Source organism: Streptomyces sp. NPDC002386 (genome assembly GCF_053593175.1).
In genome coordinates this window covers 182,761-199,823 of sequence record NZ_JBSFBX010000004.1, presented here as the reverse complement: position 1 = coordinate 199,823, position 17,063 = coordinate 182,761, and the positions used below count along the sequence as shown (strand labels likewise).

Below are 17,063 nucleotides of genomic sequence, written 5' to 3'. Positions count from 1 at the left end.
CGCCGTGTGCTGAGCGGTACGGCGGGCCGGTGGAACACGTCCACCGGCCCGCCGCCGTTGTCAGAGGCAGCCGTTAGCCTGGCGGCATCCGTGGATCACCAGGCGTCCGCGGATGACCAGAGAGGGAGGGCGCGGTGCGCGTACTGGGGGTGGACCCCGGCCTGACCCGGTGCGGTGTCGGTGTCGTCGAGGGAGTCGCGGGGCGCCCGCTCACCATGATCGGCGTCGGCGTCGTACGGACGCCCGCGGACGCCGAGCTGGGGCACCGCCTGGTCGCCGTCGAGCAGGGCATCGAGGCCTGGCTGGACGAGCACCGGCCCGAATTCGTCGCCGTGGAGCGGGTGTTCAGCCAGCACAACGTGCGCACGGTGATGGGCACCGCCCAGGCCAGCGCGGTCGCCATGCTGTGCGCCGCCCGCCGCGGCATCCCGGTCGCCCTGCACACCCCCAGCGAGGTCAAGGCCGCCGTCACCGGCAGCGGACGGGCCGACAAGGCACAGGTCGGTGCCATGGTCACCCGGCTGCTCCGGCTCTCCGCGCCGCCCAAGCCGGCCGACGCCGCCGACGCCCTCGCGCTCGCCATCTGCCACATCTGGCGCGCCCCCGCGCAGAACCGACTCCAGCAGGCCGTGGCTCTGCACTCGGCCCACGCAACGAAAGGCCGTACGGCATGATCGCCTTCCTCAGCGGCACGGTCGCCGCGCTCGCCCCCGACGCGGCGGTGATCGAGGTGGGCGGCGTCGGCATGGCAGTCCAGTGCACGCCGAACACCCTCTCCACCCTCCGCCAGGGCCGGCCCGCCAAGCTGCACACCTCCCTGGTCGTCCGTGAGGACTCCCTGACGCTGTACGGCTTCGCCGACGACGACGAGCGCCAGGTCTTCGAGCTGCTCCAGACCGCCAGCGGGGTCGGACCGAGGCTCGCCCAGGCCATGCTCGCGGTGCACACGCCGGACGCACTGCGCCGGGCCGTCGCCACCGCCGACGAGAAGGCGCTCACCGCCGTGCCCGGCATCGGCAAGAAGGGCGCCCAGAAACTCCTGCTGGAGCTGAAGGACCGCCTCGGCGCGCCGGTCGGCGCCCCCGTGGTGGGCGCGCCCGTCACCCAGGGCTGGCGGGACCAGCTGCACGCGGCCCTCATCGGCCTCGGGTACGCCACCCGCGAGGCCGACGAGGCGGTCGCCGCCGTGACCCCCCAGGCCGAGGCCGCGGGCGGCACCCCACAGGTGGGTCAGCTGCTGAAGGCAGCGCTGCAGACCCTGAACCGCGCCCGCTGACCGACTCCACCACCCCGAGGCACACCACATGAACTGGGACGACACGACCGACTCCGCCGCCCCCGAGCGGCTGGTGGGCTCCGCCGCCGACGGCGAGGACCAGGCCGTCGAGGCGGCCCTGCGCCCCAAGGACCTCGACGAGTTCATCGGCCAGGAGAAGGTCCGCGAACAGCTCGACCTCGTCCTGCGTGCCGCACGCGCGCGTGGCGCCACCGCCGACCACGTGCTGCTCTCCGGCGCCCCCGGCCTCGGCAAGACCACCCTGTCGATGATCATCGCGGCCGAGATGGGCGCCCCCATCCGGATCACCTCCGGCCCCGCCATCCAGCACGCCGGCGATCTCGCCGCGATCCTCTCCTCGCTCCAGGAGGGCGAGGTCCTCTTCCTCGACGAGATCCACCGCATGTCCCGGCCCGCCGAGGAGATGCTGTACATGGCCATGGAGGACTTCCGCGTCGACGTCATCGTCGGCAAGGGCCCCGGCGCCACCGCCATCCCCCTGGAGCTGCCCCCGTTCACCCTGGTCGGCGCCACCACGCGCGCGGGCCTGCTGCCGCCCCCGCTGCGCGACCGCTTCGGCTTCACCGCGCACATGGAGTTCTACGAGCCGCACGAGCTGGAGCGCGTGGTGCACCGCTCGGCGAGCCTGCTCGACGTCGGCATCGAGGCGGACGGCGCCGCCGAGATCGCCGGCCGCTCCCGCGGGACGCCCCGTATCGCCAACCGTCTGCTGCGCCGCGTCCGGGACTACGCGCAGGTCAAGGCGGACGGTGTGATCACCCGCGAGATCGCCGGGGCCGCCCTCGCCGTCTACGAAGTGGACGCGCGCGGCCTTGACCGCCTCGACCGGGCCGTGCTGGAGGCGCTGCTGAAGCTGTTCGGCGGCGGTCCGGTCGGTCTGTCCACGCTCGCCGTCGCGGTGGGCGAGGAGCGCGAGACGGTCGAGGAGGTCGCCGAGCCCTTCCTGGTCAGGGAGGGACTGCTGGCCCGCACCCCGCGCGGCCGGGTCGGTACCCCGGCCGCCTGGGCGCACCTCGGTCTGACCCCGCCCCGCACGGCCACCGGGGGAAACGGACAACAGGACCTGTTCGGGGCGTGACGGCGAGGGCATTGGCGGGGGCAGGAACCCAGGTGCCATGCTGAGCGTTGTTCCATGCGCGCGGACTCGCTTAGACTCCGCCGATGCCGCCCTTGCGGGCGGCGCCGACCCACCCCCATCAACAGGCCGCTCTCACCGCGCGGTCGCGCGAAGGAAACCCCGTCCCGTGAATACCTTGACCCTTCTCCCGTTCATTGTGCTCATCGCGGCCATGTTCCTGATGACGCGCTCGGCCAAGAAGAAGCAGCAGCAGGCCGCGAGCATGCGCAATGAGATGCAGCCCGGCTCCGGCGTCCGCACGATCGGGGGCATGTACGCGACGGTCAAGGAGGTCAGTGAGGACACGGTCCTCCTCGACGCCGGACCGGGCGTCGACCTCCTCTTCGCCAAGAACGCGATCGGCGCCGTCCTCACGGACGACGAGTACAACCGGATCGTCCACGGCATCGAGCACGACCTCAAGGCCGACGCGGACGTCGTCCCGGACGACGCCTCCTCCCTCACGGAGACCGACGAGCCCGCTGCCGCCGCCTCCGGGGACAAGGCCGTCGACTTCGGCAAGAAGGACGTCGCCGAGGACGGGACCGGCGCCGCCGAGGTCGCCGAGGCCAAGAAGGACGAAGAGCCGAAGAAGACCGACGGCGACTCCGAGGCGAAGTAGTCACGCCCCGGGTGTGCGGCGCGGCCCGGCCGCACCCCGCGCACCCAGGGTGCTTCTGTTCGCCGCACGGAGCCCGACACCATGTCATGGCTGACCGCGCCGATCCGGCGCGGGGCGGCCCGAGAGGGAGTACGAGAAGGTGGCAGCACCTAAGAGGGGCCGGAGCGCGAGCGCCCAGAGCAGGCCAGGGCGCTCGCTGGCCCTCATTTTGATCGCCATCGTGGCGCTCACCGGAGGGATGTTCCTCTCCGGGCACACGACACCGCGCCTCGGCATCGACCTCGCCGGTGGTACGAGCATCACGCTCAAGGCGAAGGCCGACCAGGGGTCCGCGATCAACCAGGCCAACATGGACACCGCGGTCGACATCATGAACCGCCGTGTCAACGGCCTGGGCGTCTCCGAGGCGGAGGTGCAGACCCAGGGGCGCGATCACATCATCGTGAACATCCCCAAGGGCACCAATTCCAAGGAGGCCCAGCAGCAGGTCGGCACCACCGCCAAGCTGTACTTCCGCCCGGTGCTCGCCAGCGAGCCCAGCGGCGCCACCCCGGCGAGCCCCTCGCCGAGCGCGTCCTCCAGCGGCGGCGCCTCGCCGAGCCCGTCCGGCTCCAGCAAGGAGAAGGCGTCCTCGTCCTCCTCCGCCTCGCCGTCGGCCTCCGCCACCTCCCAGGGCCGCGCGGTCACCGACGCGCTGAAGGCGGACGCCTCGCCGTCCGGCTCGTCCTCCCCGAGCGCCTCGTCCTCGTCCGGCGCCAAGACCTCCGCCAGCCCGTCCGCCCCGGCCTCGGGCAACCCGGACACCGCCAGGCTCCAGGCCCAGTACACGGCCCTGAACTGCGCCAAGCCCGCCGAGCGGGCCAAGGCCGGCACCAACGCCAAGCCCGGTGACCCCACCGTGGCCTGCGGCCAGCGGGACAAGACCTGGTACAAGTACCTGCTCGGCCCGGCCGGCGTGGACGGCACAGAGGTGAAGAAGGCACAGGCGATCTTCGACACCCAGGGCGGCTCCGGCTGGCAGGTCCAGATGACCTTCACCAAGACCGGTTCGAGCAAGTTCGCGGACATCACCGGCGAACTGGCCAAGAACCAGAGCCCGCAGAACGAGTTCGGCATCGTCCTCGACGGCGAGGTCGTCTCCAGCCCGTACGTCCAGAGCGCCATCACCGGCGGCCAGGCGGAGATCTCCGGCAGCTTCACGCAGGACGAGGCGCAGAGCCTCGCCAACATGCTGTCCTACGGCGCGCTCCCGCTCTCGTTCAGCGAGGACACCGTCACCACGGTCACCGCCGCGCTCGGCGGTGAGCAGCTGCGCGCCGGTCTGATCGCCGGCGCGATCGGCCTCGCCCTGGTCGTGATCTACCTGATCGCCTACTACCGCGGTCTGTCGCTCGTGGCCATGGCGTCCCTGCTGGTCTCCGCCATCCTCACCTACGTGATCATGGCGCTGCTCGGCCCGGCCATCGGCTTCGCGCTGAACCTGCCGGCCGTCTGCGGTGCCATCGTCGCCATCGGCATCACGGCGGACTCGTTCATCGTGTACTTCGAACGCATCCGGGACGAGATCCGCGAGGGCCGTTCGCTGCGCCCCGCCGTCGAGCGGGCCTGGCCGCGCGCCCGGCGTACCATTCTGGTCTCCGACTTCGTGTCGTTCCTCGCCGCCGCGGTGCTGTTCATCGTGACCGTCGGCAAGGTGCAGGGCTTCGCGTTCACGCTCGGCCTGACCACCGTGCTCGACGTGGTCGTCGTCTTCCTGTTCACCAAGCCGCTGATGACCCTGCTCGCCCGCCGCAGGTTCTTCGCGGACGGCCACAAGTGGTCCGGCCTCGACCCGAAGAGCCTGGGTGCCAAGCCGCCGCTGCGCCGCACCCGCCGTCCCGCCGGTCCCGCCGCCGGCCCTGTCGACCCGAAGGAGGCGTGAGCGATGTCGAAACTCGGCAACCTCGGCGCTCGACTGCACCGCGGCGAGATCAGCTACGACTTCATCGGCAAGCGCAAGATCTGGTACGGCGTCTCCATCCTGATCACCATCACGGCCATCGTCGGCCTGGCGGTGCGCGGGCTGAACATGGGCATCGAGTTCCAGGGCGGCGCGGTCTTCACCACGCCGACCAAGATGAGCACGTCGGTGGCGCAGGCCGAGGAGTTCGCGACGAAGGCCTCCGGCCACGAGGCCGTCGTGCAGAAGCTCGGCAACGGCAGCCTGCGCATCCAGATCGCCGGCATCGACACCGACAAGTCCGGCCAGATCAGGCAGACGCTGGCCAAGGACCTCAGCCTCGACCCGGAGAAGCTCAACGCCGACCTGGTCGGCCCGAGCTGGGGCGAGCAGATCGCCAGCAAGGCCTGGCAGGGCCTGGCGATCTTCATGGTGCTCGTCGTCGTCTACCTGGCGATCGCCTTCGAGTGGCGGATGGCCGTCGCGGCCCTCGTCGCGCTGATCCACGACATCACCATCACCACCGGCATCTACGCCCTGGTCGGTTTCGAGGTCACGCCCGGCACGGTCATCGGTCTGCTGACGATCCTCGGTTACTCGCTCTACGACACGGTCGTCGTCTTCGACAGCCTCAAGGAGCAGACGAAGGACATCACGAAGCAGACCCGCTTCACCTACAGCGACATCGCCAACCAGTCGATCAACGGCACGCTGGTCCGCTCCATCAACACCACCGTGGTCGCGCTGCTGCCCGTCGCGGGTCTGCTGTTCATCGGCGGCGGTTTCCTCGGGGCCGGCACCCTGAACGACATCTCGCTGTCGCTGTTCGTCGGTCTCGCGGCCGGCGCCTACTCCTCGATCTTCATCGCCACCCCGCTCGTCGCCGACCTCAAGGAGCGCGAGCCGGCGATGCGGGCGCTCCGCAAGCGCGTCATGGCCAAGCGCGCGCAGGCCGCCGCCGGCGAGGACGTCGTGGCGGGCCGGCCCGGCGAGGGCGACCAGCACGAGGAGGCGGCGGCCGCCGTGGTCGGCCCCCGCAACCAGCCCGCCTCCCGCAACCGGGGCCGCGGCCGACCCTCCGGGAAGCGCCGATGACCGAGCTCGCCGACATCACGTCGCTGCTGCTCAGCCGCATCCGGGACGTGGCCGACTACCCCGAGCCGGGCGTGATGTTCAAGGACATCACCCCGCTGCTCGCGGACCCCGCCGCGTTCTCCGCGCTGACCGGGGCGCTGGCCCGGATCGCCGCCGAGACCGGCGCGACCAAGGTCGTCGGCCTGGAGGCCCGGGGCTTCATTCTGGGCGCACCGGTCGCGGTCCAGGCGGGCCTCGGCTTCATCCCGGTCCGCAAGGCGGGCAAGCTGCCGGGCGCGACGCTGCGCCAGGCGTACGACCTGGAGTACGGCTCGGCGGAGATCGAGGTGCACGCGGAGGACCTGGTGTCCGGCGACCGCGTGCTGATCGTCGACGACGTGCTGGCCACCGGCGGCACCGCCGAGGCCGCGATCCAGCTCATCCAGCGGGCGGGCGCCGAGGTCTCGGGGCTCGCGGTCCTCATGGAGCTGGGCTTCCTCGGCGGCCGCGACCGCCTGGAGCCCGCGCTCGGCGAGGCACCGCTCACGGCGCTCCTGCGGATCTGACATCCGCCGAACCGCCGACGGCCGTCCCCGGTACCTCCGGGGGCGGCCGTTCGCCGTGCGGCCACCCGCCGCACGCCCCGGATCCCGTTCCACGTCACCGGCGCGGAATCCCGGGGGAGTCCCTCGCGTTGCACGGGTAGACGGTCCTCACAGCCGCCTGCGGGCGATGCCAGGGCGCAGGATCGCTACCATGGGGTTTCCGGAGCCTGACCGGGGGACCCGGATCGCGCACGAGGAGTCCTCTTGCCAGACGAGGCCCAGCCACTGACCGCCGCCAAGCCCGAGCCCGCCTCGGCGCCCGCGGCCAAGCCCGCGCGGAACGTGTCGTCCGCCAAGAACGACACCCGCGGGGCGGTCGAGCACGCCCAGTCCGCGCCTGTCGAGAAGACCCCCGAGGTCACCCGCCCCAAACCGGCCCCGCCCGTGCGCCCCGCCGCCGGCCAGCCCGCCCGTTCCGGCTCCTCCAACCGCGTCCGCGCCCGCCTCGCCCGCCTCGGCGTCCAGCGCGCGAACCCGTACAACCCGGTCCTGGAGCCGCTGCTGCGCATAGTGCGCAGCAACGACCCCAAGATCGAGAACGCCACGCTCCGGCAGATCGAGCGCGCCTACCAGGTGGCCGAGCGCTGGCACCGGGGCCAGAAGCGCAAGAGCGGCGATCCGTACATCACGCATCCGCTCGCCGTCACCACCATCCTCGCCGAGCTGGGCATGGACCCGGCCACCCTCATGGCGGGGCTGCTGCACGACACCGTCGAGGACACCGAGTACGGCCTGGAGGACCTGCGCCGCGACTTCGGCGACGTGGTCGCCCTGCTCGTGGACGGCGTGACCAAGCTGGACAAGGTCAAGTTCGGCGAGGCCGCGCAGGCCGAGACCGTGCGCAAGATGGTCGTGGCGATGGCGAAGGACCCGCGCGTCCTCGTCATCAAGCTCGCCGACCGCCTGCACAACATGCGCACCATGCGCTACCTCAAGCGCGAGAAGCAGGAGAAGAAGGCGCGCGAGACGCTGGAGATCTACGCCCCGCTGGCGCACCGGCTGGGCATGAACACCATCAAGTGGGAGCTGGAGGACCTCGCCTTCGCGATCCTCTACCCCAAGATGTACGACGAGATCGTGCGGCTGGTCGCCGAGCGGGCGCCGAAGCGCGACGAGTACCTCGCCATAGTGACCGACGAGGTCCAGGCCGACCTGCGCGCCGCCCGCATCAAGGCGACCGTCACCGGTCGCCCGAAGCACTACTACAGCGTCTACCAGAAGATGATCGTCCGCGGCCGTGACTTCGCGGAGATCTACGACCTGGTGGGCATCCGCGTACTGGTCGACACGGTCCGGGACTGCTACGCCGCACTCGGCACCGTGCACGCGCGATGGAACCCGGTCCCCGGCCGGTTCAAGGACTACATCGCGATGCCGAAGTTCAACATGTACCAGTCGCTGCACACGACGGTCATCGGACCCAACGGCAAGCCCGTCGAACTGCAGATCCGCACCTTCGACATGCACCGGCGGGCCGAGTACGGCATCGCCGCCCACTGGAAGTACAAGCAGGAGGCCGTCGCCGGCGCCTCCAAGGTCCGCACCGACGTGCCCAAGGCGGGCAAGGGCAAGGACGACCATCTCAACGACATGGCGTGGCTGCGCCAGCTGCTGGACTGGCAGAAGGAGACCGAGGACCCCGGCGAGTTCCTGGAGTCCCTGCGGTTCGACCTCTCCCGCAACGAGGTCTTCGTCTTCACCCCGAAGGGCGACGTCATCGCGCTCCCGGCCGGGGCGACGCCGGTGGACTTCGCGTACGCCGTCCACACCGAGGTCGGCCACCGCACCATAGGAGCACGGGTCAACGGCAGGCTCGTACCGCTCGAGTCCACCCTGGACAACGGCGACCTGGTGGAGGTCTTCACCTCCAAGGCCCCCGGCGCCGGCCCGTCCCGCGACTGGCTCGGGTTCGTCAAGTCGCCGCGTGCCCGCAACAAGATCCGGGCCTGGTTCTCCAAGGAGCGCCGCGACGAGGCGATCGAGCAGGGCAAGGACGCCATCGTGCGGGCCATGCGCAAGCAGAACCTGCCCATCCAGCGCATCCTCACCGGCGACTCGCTGGTCACCCTCGCGCACGAGATGCGCTACTCGGACATCTCCGCGCTCTACGCGGCGATCGGCGAGGGCCATGTCTCCGCGCAGAACATCGTCCAGAAGCTGGTGCAGGCCCTCGGCGGCGAGGAGGCCGCCACCGAGGAGATCGACGAGACGGTCCCGCCGGCCCGCGGCCGCGGCCGCAAGCGGCGTTCCAGCGCCGACCCGGGCGTCGTCGTCAAGGGCGTCGACGACGTGTGGGTCAAGCTGGCCCGCTGCTGCACTCCGGTGCCCGGCGACCCGATCATCGGCTTCGTCACGCGCGGCAGCGGCGTATCGGTTCACCGCAGCGACTGTGTGAACGTCGAGTCGCTGTCCCGCGAGCCGGAGCGCATCCTCGACGTCGAGTGGGCCCCCACCCAGTCCTCGGTCTTCCTGGTCGCCATCCAGGTCGAGGCGCTGGACCGCTCCCGGCTGCTGTCGGACGTCACCCGTGTCCTGTCCGACCAGCACGTCAACATCCTGTCCGCGGCCGTGCAGACGTCACGCGACCGGGTGGCCACCTCCCGCTTCACCTTCGAGATGGGCGACCCCAAGCACCTCGGTCACGTTCTCAAGGCCGTGCGGGGCGTGGAGGGCGTCTACGACGTCTACCGCGTGACCTCGGCGCGCAGCCGGGCGTAGCAGGACGCGAAAGAGGGCCCCGTACAGGCGTATGGGGCCCTCTCACGTGCGCGGTGGGGAACTCAGCCGCCGAACTCCTGCAGACCCTTCAGGGCCTGGTCCAGAAGCGCCTGACGGCCTTCGAGCTCCCGCTCCAGCTTGTCGGCCTTGGCGCCGTTGCCCTGGGCGCGGGCCTGCTCGATCTGCGCCCGCAGCTTGTCCACGGCCGCCTGGAGCTGGCCGGTCAGGCCCGCGGCACGCGCGCGAGCCTCCGGGTTCGTCCGGCGCCACTCGGCCTCCTCGGCCTCCTGCAGCGCCCGCTCGACCGTGTGCATCCGGCCCTCGACCTTCGGTCGCGCGTCCCGCGGAACGTGGCCGATGGCCTCCCAGCGCTCGTTGATCGTGCGGAAGGCCGCCCGCGAGCCCTTCAGGTCCGAGATCGGCAGGAGCTTCTCGGCCTCCTCGGCCAGCTCCTCCTTCAGCTTCAGGTTCTCGGCCTGCTCCGCGTCCCGCTCGGCGAAGACCGAGCTGCGTGCCGCGAAGAACACGTCCTGGGCGCCGCGGAAGCGGTTCCACAGATCGTCCTCGTGCTCGCGCTGGGCGCGGCCCGCGGCCTTCCACTCCGTCATCAGATCGCGGTAACGGGCCGCCGTCACGCCCCAGTCCGTCGAACCGGACAGCGCCTCGGCCTCGGAGACCAGCCGCTCCTTGGTCCGGCGGGCCTCCTCGCGCTGCGCGTCGAGCTGCGCGAAGTGCGCCTTGCGCCGCTTGGAGAACGCCGACCGGGCGTGCGAGAAGCGGTGCCACAGCTCGTCGTCCGACTTGCGGTCGAGCCGCGGCAGACCCTTCCAGGTGTCCACCAGGGCGCGCAGCCGCTCGCCGGCCGCCCGCCACTGATCGGACTGCGCGAGCTGCTCGGCCTCGGCGACCAGGTCCTCCTTGGCCTTGCGGGCCTCGTCGGACTGCTTGGCCCGCTGCGCCTTGCGCTCCTCGCGCCGGGCCTCGACCGTCTCCACCAGCTTGTCGAGGCGGGTCCGCAGCGCGGCGAGGTCACCCACCGCGTGGTGCGCGTCCACCTGCTCGCGCAGGTGGTCGATCGCGGTCCGGGCGTCCTTCGCGGACAGGTCGGTGGTCTTGACTCGCTTCTCGAGGAGGCCGATCTCGACAACCAGGCCCTCGTACTTGCGCTCGAAGTAGGCAAGCGCCTCCTCAGGGGAGCCGGCCGCCCAGGAACCGACGACCTGCTCGCCGTCGGCCGTACGCACGTACACGGTCCCCGTCTCGTCGACGCGGCCCCACGGGTCGCTGCTCACAGCGCCTCCTCCACATGATGCCTGCGAGGGGCCTCAGCACCCCCGGGCATCGTCCACAGTTTCGTCACGGCCAACATAGGCGACCGGCGGGTGACCTGTCCGCATCCAGCGCGGGCGAAATTGCGCTGGCGGCCGCTCCCGGTGTCCCGCCGGGTCAGGACTTGGTGACGGTCGCCTTGTCGATCACGACCGTCGCGTTCGGCGCGGTGTTCCCGGTGGTCGGGTCGGCCGCCTGGGCACCGGCGTCGGCGATCTTCTTGAGCACCTTCATGCCCGACTCGCTGATCGTCCCGAACGGCGTGTAGCTGGGCGGCAGCGGGCTGTCCTTGTAGACCAGGAAGAACTGGCTGCCACCGGAGTGCTTCTGCCCGGTGTTCGCCATCGCGACCGTGCCGGCCGGGTACGAGTTGCCCTTGAGGCTCTTGTCCTTGAGGTTCTCGTCCGGGATGGTGTAGCCCGGTCCGCCGCTGCCGGTGGCCGTGGGGTCGCCGCACTGCAGCACGAAGATGCCCTCGGGAGTGAGCCGGTGGCACTTGGTGTGGTCGAAGAAGCCCTTGCCGGCGAGGAAGTCGAACGAGTTCACCGTGTGCGGGGCCGCCGACGCCTTCAGCGACATGTCGATGTCACCGCACGTCGTCGCGAGCTTCATCGTGTACTTCGCCGACGTGTCGATCGTCATCGCCGGCTCCTTCTTCCAGCTCAGCTTCTTCACCGAGCCCGCCGCCGGCTTCCCGCACGGGTCCGGCGCCTTGCTGCTCGGCGAGGCGCTCGCAGACGCGTCCGCGCCGGCGCTGGTCTTCTTGTCGTCGTCGTTCTTCAGCACGCCGGTCGTGTACAGCGCGACGCTGCCGATCACGACCACGCCGAGCACCGACGCGATCACGGAGTTGCGCATGCGTGCCTTGCGCCGCGCGCTGGTGCGCCGCTGCTGCTGCCGCAAGAACTTCTCCCGGGCGAGCTGACGCCGCCGCTGCTCCTGGCTGACCACCGGGTTCTCTCCTCATGCGTGTCGTGTTGCCGACGGTACGCGTGCGTCCTGTGAGCCGACGGCCGCGTGTAGCCCCGTACCGTATATGGGTTCGCTGAGGAAACGGCAGCGCCGGTAGGCTTCTGGACCACAGGCGGCCTGTTCGCAGGCCCTCCCGTATCGACACAACGAAGGACGATCGTGCTCATTGCCGGGTTCCCCGCCGGGGCCTGGGGGACGAACTGTTATCTCGTCGCCCCCGCCGCCGGTGAGGAGTGCGTGATCATCGACCCGGGCCACGAGGCCGCCGACGGAGTCGAGGAAGCGCTGAAGAAGCATCGGCTCAAGCCCGTCGCCGTCGTCCTCACCCACGGCCACATCGATCATGTGGCCTCGGTCGTCCCCGTGTGCGGCGCGCACGACGTACCGGCCTGGATCCACCCGAGCGACCGGTACATGATGAGCGACCCCGAGAAGGCGCTCGGCCGCTCCTTCGGCATGCCGCTCATGGGCGAGCTGACCGTGGGCGAGCCGGACGACGTCCGGGAGCTGACCGACGGCGCGCGGCTGGAGCTGGCCGGTCTCACGTTCTCCGTCGCGCACGCACCGGGCCATACCAAGGGGTCGGTGACCTTCCGGATGCCCGAGACCGCGGACATCCCGCCGGTCTTCTTCTCAGGGGATCTGCTGTTCGCCGGCTCCGTCGGACGCACCGACCTGCCGGGTGGCTCCACGGAGGACATGCTCGACTCGCTGGCCCGCGTGTGCCTGCCGCTCGAGGACTCCACCGTGGTGCTGTCCGGCCACGGCCCCCAGACGACCATCGGCCAGGAGCGCGCCACCAACCCGTATCTGCGGCAGGTGGCGGCCGGCCAGGGAGCCCCGCGGGCTCCCCGACGAGGAATGTGACGAGAGACTTCCGTGAGCACCTTCCAGGCCCCCAAGGGCACCTACGACCTGATCCCGCCGGACTCCGCCGTCTACCTGGCGGTCCGTGAGGCGATCGCGGCCCCGCTGCGCGACTCCGGCTACGGCTACGTCGAGACCCCCGGCTTCGAGAACGTCGAGCTGTTCGCGCGCGGTGTCGGCGAGTCCACCGACATCGTCACCAAGGAGATGTACGCCTTCGAGACCAAGGGCGGCGACCGGCTCGCCCTGCGTCCCGAGGGCACGGCGTCCGTGCTGCGCGCCGCTCTGGAGGCCAACCTGCACAAGGCGGGCAACCTCCCGGTCAAGCTCTGGTACTCCGGCTCGTACTACCGCTACGAGCGCCCGCAGAAGGGCCGCTACCGGCACTTCTCCCAGGTCGGCGCCGAGGCGATCGGCGCGGAGGACCCGGCGCTGGACGCCGAGCTGATCATCCTGGCCGACCAGGCCTACCGCTCGCTGGGCCTGCGCGACTTCCGCATCCTGCTGAACAGCCTGGGCGACAAGGAGTGCCGGCCGGTGTACCGGGCCGCGCTGCAGGAGTTCCTGCGCGCCCTGGACCTGGACGAGGACACCCGCCGCCGCGTCGAGATCAACCCGCTCCGGGTCCTCGACGACAAGCGCGAGTCGGTGCAGAAGCAGCTCACCGGCGCGCCGCTGCTGCGCGACTACCTGTGCGACGCCTGCAAGGCCTACGACGAGGAGGTCCGCGAGCTGCTCACCGCGGCGGGCGTGGCCTTCGAGAACGACCCGAAGCTGGTCCGCGGCCTGGACTACTACACCCGGACCACGTTCGAGTTCGTGCACGACGGCCTCGGCTCCCAGTCCGCGGTCGGCGGCGGCGGCCGCTACGACGGCCTGTCCGAGATGATCGGCGGCCCCGCGCTGCCGTCGGTGGGCTGGGCCCTGGGCGTCGACCGCACGGTCCTCGCCCTGGAGGCCGAGGGCATCACGCTCGACCTGCCGTCCGCGACCAGCGTCTACGCCGTCCCGCTCGGCGAGGAGGCCCGCCGCGTCCTGTTCGCGAAGGTCACGGAACTGCGCAGGACCGGCATCGCGGCGGACTTCGCCTACGGCGGCAAGGGCCTGAAGGGCGCCATGAAGAACGCCAACCGCAGCGGCGCCCGGTACGCGATCGTCGCCGGTGAACGGGATCTCGCCGAGGGCGTCGTGCAGCTGAAGGACATGGAGTCCGGCGAGCAGACGGCGATCGGTGTGAACGAGATCGTGGCGGAGCTGGAGTCGCGGCTCGGCTGAGCATGCGCGCGCGTGGGCGCCGGAGACCCCGACGGGGGTGTCCGGCGCCCTTGCCGTGGGCGGCGCGGCCACGGTCCGGAGCCGAACGAACGGGCCCGGTCATACGTACATGCTTATGCGGAGCGAACGGTGAACCCCCGCGCGCGTGCGGCAGAATGAGGCTTGCCCGAAGAAGGTCCACCTCTCGAGTGACGGAATCGGCGTGATGAGCAAGACGACAGTCAAGGACGTCTCCAGCGAGCCCGGGTCCGGGCAGGCCGCCGGCGCACCGCGCACGGCGGGCGGCAGCCGCGCCTTCGCCATCCTGCTGGTGATCACCGGCGCCGCGGGGCTGCTGGCCGCCTGGGTCATCACGCTCGACAAGTTCAAGATCCTCGAGGCCAAGGTCGCGGGCAAGACCTTCACCCCCGGCTGCAGTCTCAACCCGGTCGTGTCCTGCGGCAGCGTGATGGAGAGCAAGCAGGCCGCCGCCTTCGGCTTCCCCAACCCGATGCTCGGCCTGGTCTGCTACGGCATCGTCGTCGGCGTCGGCATGAGCCTGCTGGCCCGCGCCCGCTTCCCGCGCTGGTACTGGCTGACCTTCAACTTCGGCACGCTCTTCGGCGTCGCCTTCTGCACCTGGCTGCAGTTCCAGTCCCTGTACCGGATCAACGCCCTGTGCCTGTGGTGCTCACTGGCCTGGGTCGCCACGATCGTCATGTTCTGGTACGTGACCTCGTTCAACGTCCGCAACGACTTCCTGCCGGCCCCGCGCTGGCTGAAGTCCTTCTTCGGCGAGTTCACCTGGGTCGTACCGGTCATGCACGTCGGCGTCATCGGCATGCTGGTACTCACCCGGTGGTGGGACTTCTGGACGAGCTGACGGCCGGCTGACCGCCCGCGCCGGACTGTCGGTGCGGTGTTCTAGGGTTTCTGCGTGGAGCCCGACCTGTTCACCGCCGCAGCAGAAGAACGCCAGGAGAAGGACCCGGCCGCCAGCCCCCTGGCGGTGCGGATGCGCCCGCGCACCCTCGACGAGGTGGTGGGCCAGCAGCACCTCCTGAAGCCCGGCTCGCCCCTGCGCCGCCTGGTGGGCGAGGGGGCAGACCGAAATGGAGGGGCCGCAGGCCCCTCCGGCGAGGGCGGTGGGGGGAGACGGGTGGGACCCGCCGGGCCGTCCTCGGTGATCCTCTGGGGCCCGCCCGGCACGGGCAAGACGACCCTGGCGTACGTCGTGTCCAAGGCCACCGACAAGCGCTTCGTGGAGCTGTCGGCCATCACCGCCGGCGTCAAGGAGGTCCGCGCCGTCATCGACGGAGCCCGCCGCGCCACCGGCGGCTTCGGCAAGGAGACCGTCCTCTTCCTCGACGAGATCCACCGCTTCAGCAAGGCCCAGCAGGACTCCCTGCTCCCCGCGGTCGAGAACCGCTGGGTGACCCTGATCGCGGCGACCACCGAGAACCCGTACTTCTCGGTGATCTCCCCGCTGCTGTCCCGCTCCCTGCTGCTCACCCTCGAACCGCTCACCGACGACGACGTCCGGGGGCTGCTGAAGCGGGCCCTCACCGACGAGCGCGGACTGGGCGGCGCCGTCGCCCTGCCCGACGACACCGGGGACCACCTCCTGCGCATCGCCGGCGGTGACGCCCGCCGCGCCCTGACCGCCCTGGAGGCCGCCGCCGGAGCCGCCCTCGACAAGGGCGAGAGCGAGATCAGCCTCCAGACGCTCGAGGAGACCGTCGACCGCGCCGCGGTGAAGTACGACCGCGACGGCGACCAGCACTACGACGTCGCCAGCGCCCTGATCAAGTCCATCCGCGGCTCCGACGTCGACGCGGCGCTGCACTATCTGGCCCGCATGATCGAGGCCGGCGAGGACCCCAGGTTCATCGCCCGCCGCCTGATGATCTCCGCGAGCGAGGACATCGGCCTCGCCGACCCGAACGCCCTGCCCACCGCGGTCGCCGCCGCCCAGGCCGTCGCCATGATCGGCTTCCCGGAGGCCGCCCTCACCCTCAGCCACGCCACCATCGCCCTCGCGCTCGCCCCCAAGTCCAACGCCGCCACCACCGCGATCGGCGCCGCGCTGGAGGACGTGCGCAAGGGGCACGCCGGCTCCGTCCCGGCGCACCTGCGGGACGGGCACTACAAGGGCGCGGCCAAGCTCGGTCACGCCCAGGGGTACGTGTACCCGCACGACATCCCCGAGGGCATCGCCCAGCAGCAGTACGCCCCCGAGGCCCTCAAGGACCGCGAGTACTACACACCGACCCGGCACGGCGCGGAGGCCCGGTACGCGGACGCGGTGGAGTGGACGCGCAAGCACCTCGGTCGCAAGCGGTCCTGAGCAGCCTGTAGACTGCCCCGAAGTGCTGAGTTCCGCGCAGTCAGAGCGGGACAGCCAGCCGGAGACCCGGTCCTTCAGGACCGGCTCCAGGAGCGTCGCGCACCGTCGAACGGTGTCGCGGGCAGCCCACCACCACCCGGAGTGCCGGGAGCGGTCGGTGGGCCACTCGCGTGCTGCACGTATGTGCCCAGATCAGGGGAGCGGCTGCCCGGCAGGGTCCCGAGCGGACCCGGCGGGTTTCCCCGGCTGCGGATGCGACCTCCCTCAACCCTGACAAGCCGAAAACCAGGAAAGAGAAACAGACAGTGGCGAACCAGTCCCGCCCCAAGGTCAAGAAGTCGCGTGCCCTCGGCATCGCGCTGACCCCGAAGGCCGTCAAGTACTTCGAGGCCCGCCCCTACCCGCCGGGTGAGCACGGCCGCGGCCGCAAGCAGAACTCGGACTACAAGGTCCGTCTGCTCGAGAAGCAGCGTCTGCGCGCGCAGTACGACGTGTCCGAGCGCCAGCTCGTCCGCGCCTACGAGCGTGCCTCCAAGGTCCAGGGCAAGACCGGTGAGGCCCTGATCATCGAGCTCGAGCGCCGTCTCGACGCGCTGGTCCTGCGTTCGGGCATCGCCCGCACGATCTACCAGGCCCGCCAGATGGTCGTCCACGGCCACATCCAGGTCAACGGCCAGAAGGTCGACAAGCCGTCCTTCCGTGTCCGTCCGGACGACGTCGTGCAGGTCCGCGACCGCTCCAAGGACAAGACGCTCTTCCAGGTCGCCCGCGAGGGTGGCTTCGCCCCCGACGGTGAGACCCCGCGCTACCTGCAGGTGAACCTCAAGGCCCTGGCGTTCCGCCTGGACCGCGAGCCGAACCGCAAGGAGATCCCGGTGATCTGCGACGAGCAGCTCGTCGTCGAGTACTACGCCCGCTGATC

General features: G+C 70.9%; 15 protein-coding genes. 13 read left to right on the top strand and 2 right to left on the bottom strand.

Going from position 1 to position 17,063, the window contains the following annotated elements; translation table 11 throughout:
- Window positions 1-134 precede the first annotated feature (134 nt).
- The 8 genes from ruvC (at window position 135) to relA (ending at window position 9,372) form a co-directional block, all read left to right on the top strand.
- Entirely contained in the window at window positions 135-674 is a 540-nt protein-coding gene (gene ruvC, locus ACWCPN_RS10520) for a crossover junction endodeoxyribonuclease RuvC (protein WP_451204147.1), read from the top strand.
- Window positions 671-1,276 carry a Holliday junction branch migration protein RuvA gene (ruvA, locus tag ACWCPN_RS10515; protein ID WP_392401981.1) on the top strand — a complete coding sequence of 202 codons (606 nt, stop codon included), beginning with the start codon at window positions 671-673 and terminating at the stop codon, window positions 1,274-1,276. Before ruvC ends, ruvA begins: the two co-directional genes overlap by 4 nt.
- A gap of 28 nt (window positions 1,277-1,304) precedes the next feature.
- Window positions 1,305-2,375 carry a Holliday junction branch migration DNA helicase RuvB gene (gene ruvB / locus ACWCPN_RS10510; RefSeq protein ID WP_199209802.1) on the top strand — a complete coding sequence of 357 codons (1,071 nt, stop codon included), beginning with the start codon at window positions 1,305-1,307 and terminating at the stop codon, window positions 2,373-2,375.
- 166 nt (window positions 2,376-2,541) lie between these two features.
- Window positions 2,542-3,036: a preprotein translocase subunit YajC gene (gene yajC, locus ACWCPN_RS10505; RefSeq protein ID WP_451204144.1), complete on the top strand. Its 495-nt coding sequence runs from the start codon at window positions 2,542-2,544 to the stop codon at window positions 3,034-3,036.
- Window positions 3,037-3,175: 139 nt separating this feature from the next.
- Window positions 3,176-4,957 carry a protein translocase subunit SecD gene (gene secD / locus ACWCPN_RS10500; protein WP_451204142.1) on the top strand — a complete coding sequence of 594 codons (1,782 nt, stop codon included), beginning with the start codon at window positions 3,176-3,178 and terminating at the stop codon, window positions 4,955-4,957.
- Window positions 4,958-4,960: 3 nt separating this feature from the next.
- A complete protein-coding gene (secF, locus tag ACWCPN_RS10495) occupies window positions 4,961-6,070 on the top strand; it encodes a protein translocase subunit SecF (RefSeq protein ID WP_451204140.1) in 1,110 nt (369 codons plus the stop codon).
- The gene (locus tag ACWCPN_RS10490; RefSeq protein WP_365122855.1) at window positions 6,067-6,615 is read left to right on the top strand and encodes an adenine phosphoribosyltransferase; all 549 of its coding nucleotides are present in this window, start codon (window positions 6,067-6,069) and stop codon (window positions 6,613-6,615) included. The genes secF and ACWCPN_RS10490 overlap by 4 nt, the downstream gene beginning before the upstream one ends.
- A gap of 243 nt (window positions 6,616-6,858) precedes the next feature.
- On the top strand, window positions 6,859-9,372 hold the full coding sequence (relA, locus tag ACWCPN_RS10485) for a GTP pyrophosphokinase (RefSeq protein ID WP_451204138.1): 2,514 nt from the start codon (window positions 6,859-6,861) through the stop codon (window positions 9,370-9,372).
- A 62-nt stretch (window positions 9,373-9,434) separates the two neighbouring features.
- On the opposite strand, the gene ACWCPN_RS10480 is transcribed toward relA, so the two are convergent.
- Both ACWCPN_RS10480 and ACWCPN_RS10475 read right to left on the bottom strand, forming a co-directional pair.
- Window positions 9,435-10,664 (bottom strand): DUF349 domain-containing protein, encoded by a 1,230-nt coding sequence (locus tag ACWCPN_RS10480; protein WP_451204136.1) that lies wholly within the window; start codon window positions 10,662-10,664, stop codon window positions 9,435-9,437.
- A 154-nt stretch (window positions 10,665-10,818) separates the two neighbouring features.
- On the bottom strand, window positions 10,819-11,652 hold the full coding sequence (locus ACWCPN_RS10475) for a peptidylprolyl isomerase (protein ID WP_451204134.1): 834 nt from the start codon (window positions 11,650-11,652) through the stop codon (window positions 10,819-10,821).
- Between the two features lie 180 nt (window positions 11,653-11,832).
- Between ACWCPN_RS10475 and ACWCPN_RS10470 the strand changes: the two genes are divergently transcribed.
- The 5 genes from ACWCPN_RS10470 (at window position 11,833) to rpsD (ending at window position 17,061) form a co-directional block, all read left to right on the top strand.
- Window positions 11,833-12,540, top strand: a complete 708-nt coding sequence (locus tag ACWCPN_RS10470; protein WP_451204132.1) for an MBL fold metallo-hydrolase — start codon at window positions 11,833-11,835, stop codon at window positions 12,538-12,540.
- Window positions 12,541-12,552: 12 nt separating this feature from the next.
- Entirely contained in the window at window positions 12,553-13,815 is a 1,263-nt protein-coding gene (hisS, locus tag ACWCPN_RS10465; protein WP_365122862.1) for a histidine--tRNA ligase, read from the top strand.
- Between the two features lie 205 nt (window positions 13,816-14,020).
- The gene (locus ACWCPN_RS10460) at window positions 14,021-14,677 is read left to right on the top strand and encodes a vitamin K epoxide reductase family protein (RefSeq protein ID WP_199209794.1); all 657 of its coding nucleotides are present in this window, start codon (window positions 14,021-14,023) and stop codon (window positions 14,675-14,677) included.
- 54 nt (window positions 14,678-14,731) lie between these two features.
- On the top strand, window positions 14,732-16,141 hold the full coding sequence (locus tag ACWCPN_RS10455; protein ID WP_451204129.1) for a replication-associated recombination protein A: 1,410 nt from the start codon (window positions 14,732-14,734) through the stop codon (window positions 16,139-16,141).
- Window positions 16,142-16,446: 305 nt separating this feature from the next.
- Window positions 16,447-17,061: a 30S ribosomal protein S4 gene (gene rpsD / locus ACWCPN_RS10450; protein WP_108957064.1), complete on the top strand. Its 615-nt coding sequence runs from the start codon at window positions 16,447-16,449 to the stop codon at window positions 17,059-17,061.
- The last annotated feature ends 2 nt before the right edge of the window (window positions 17,062-17,063 follow it).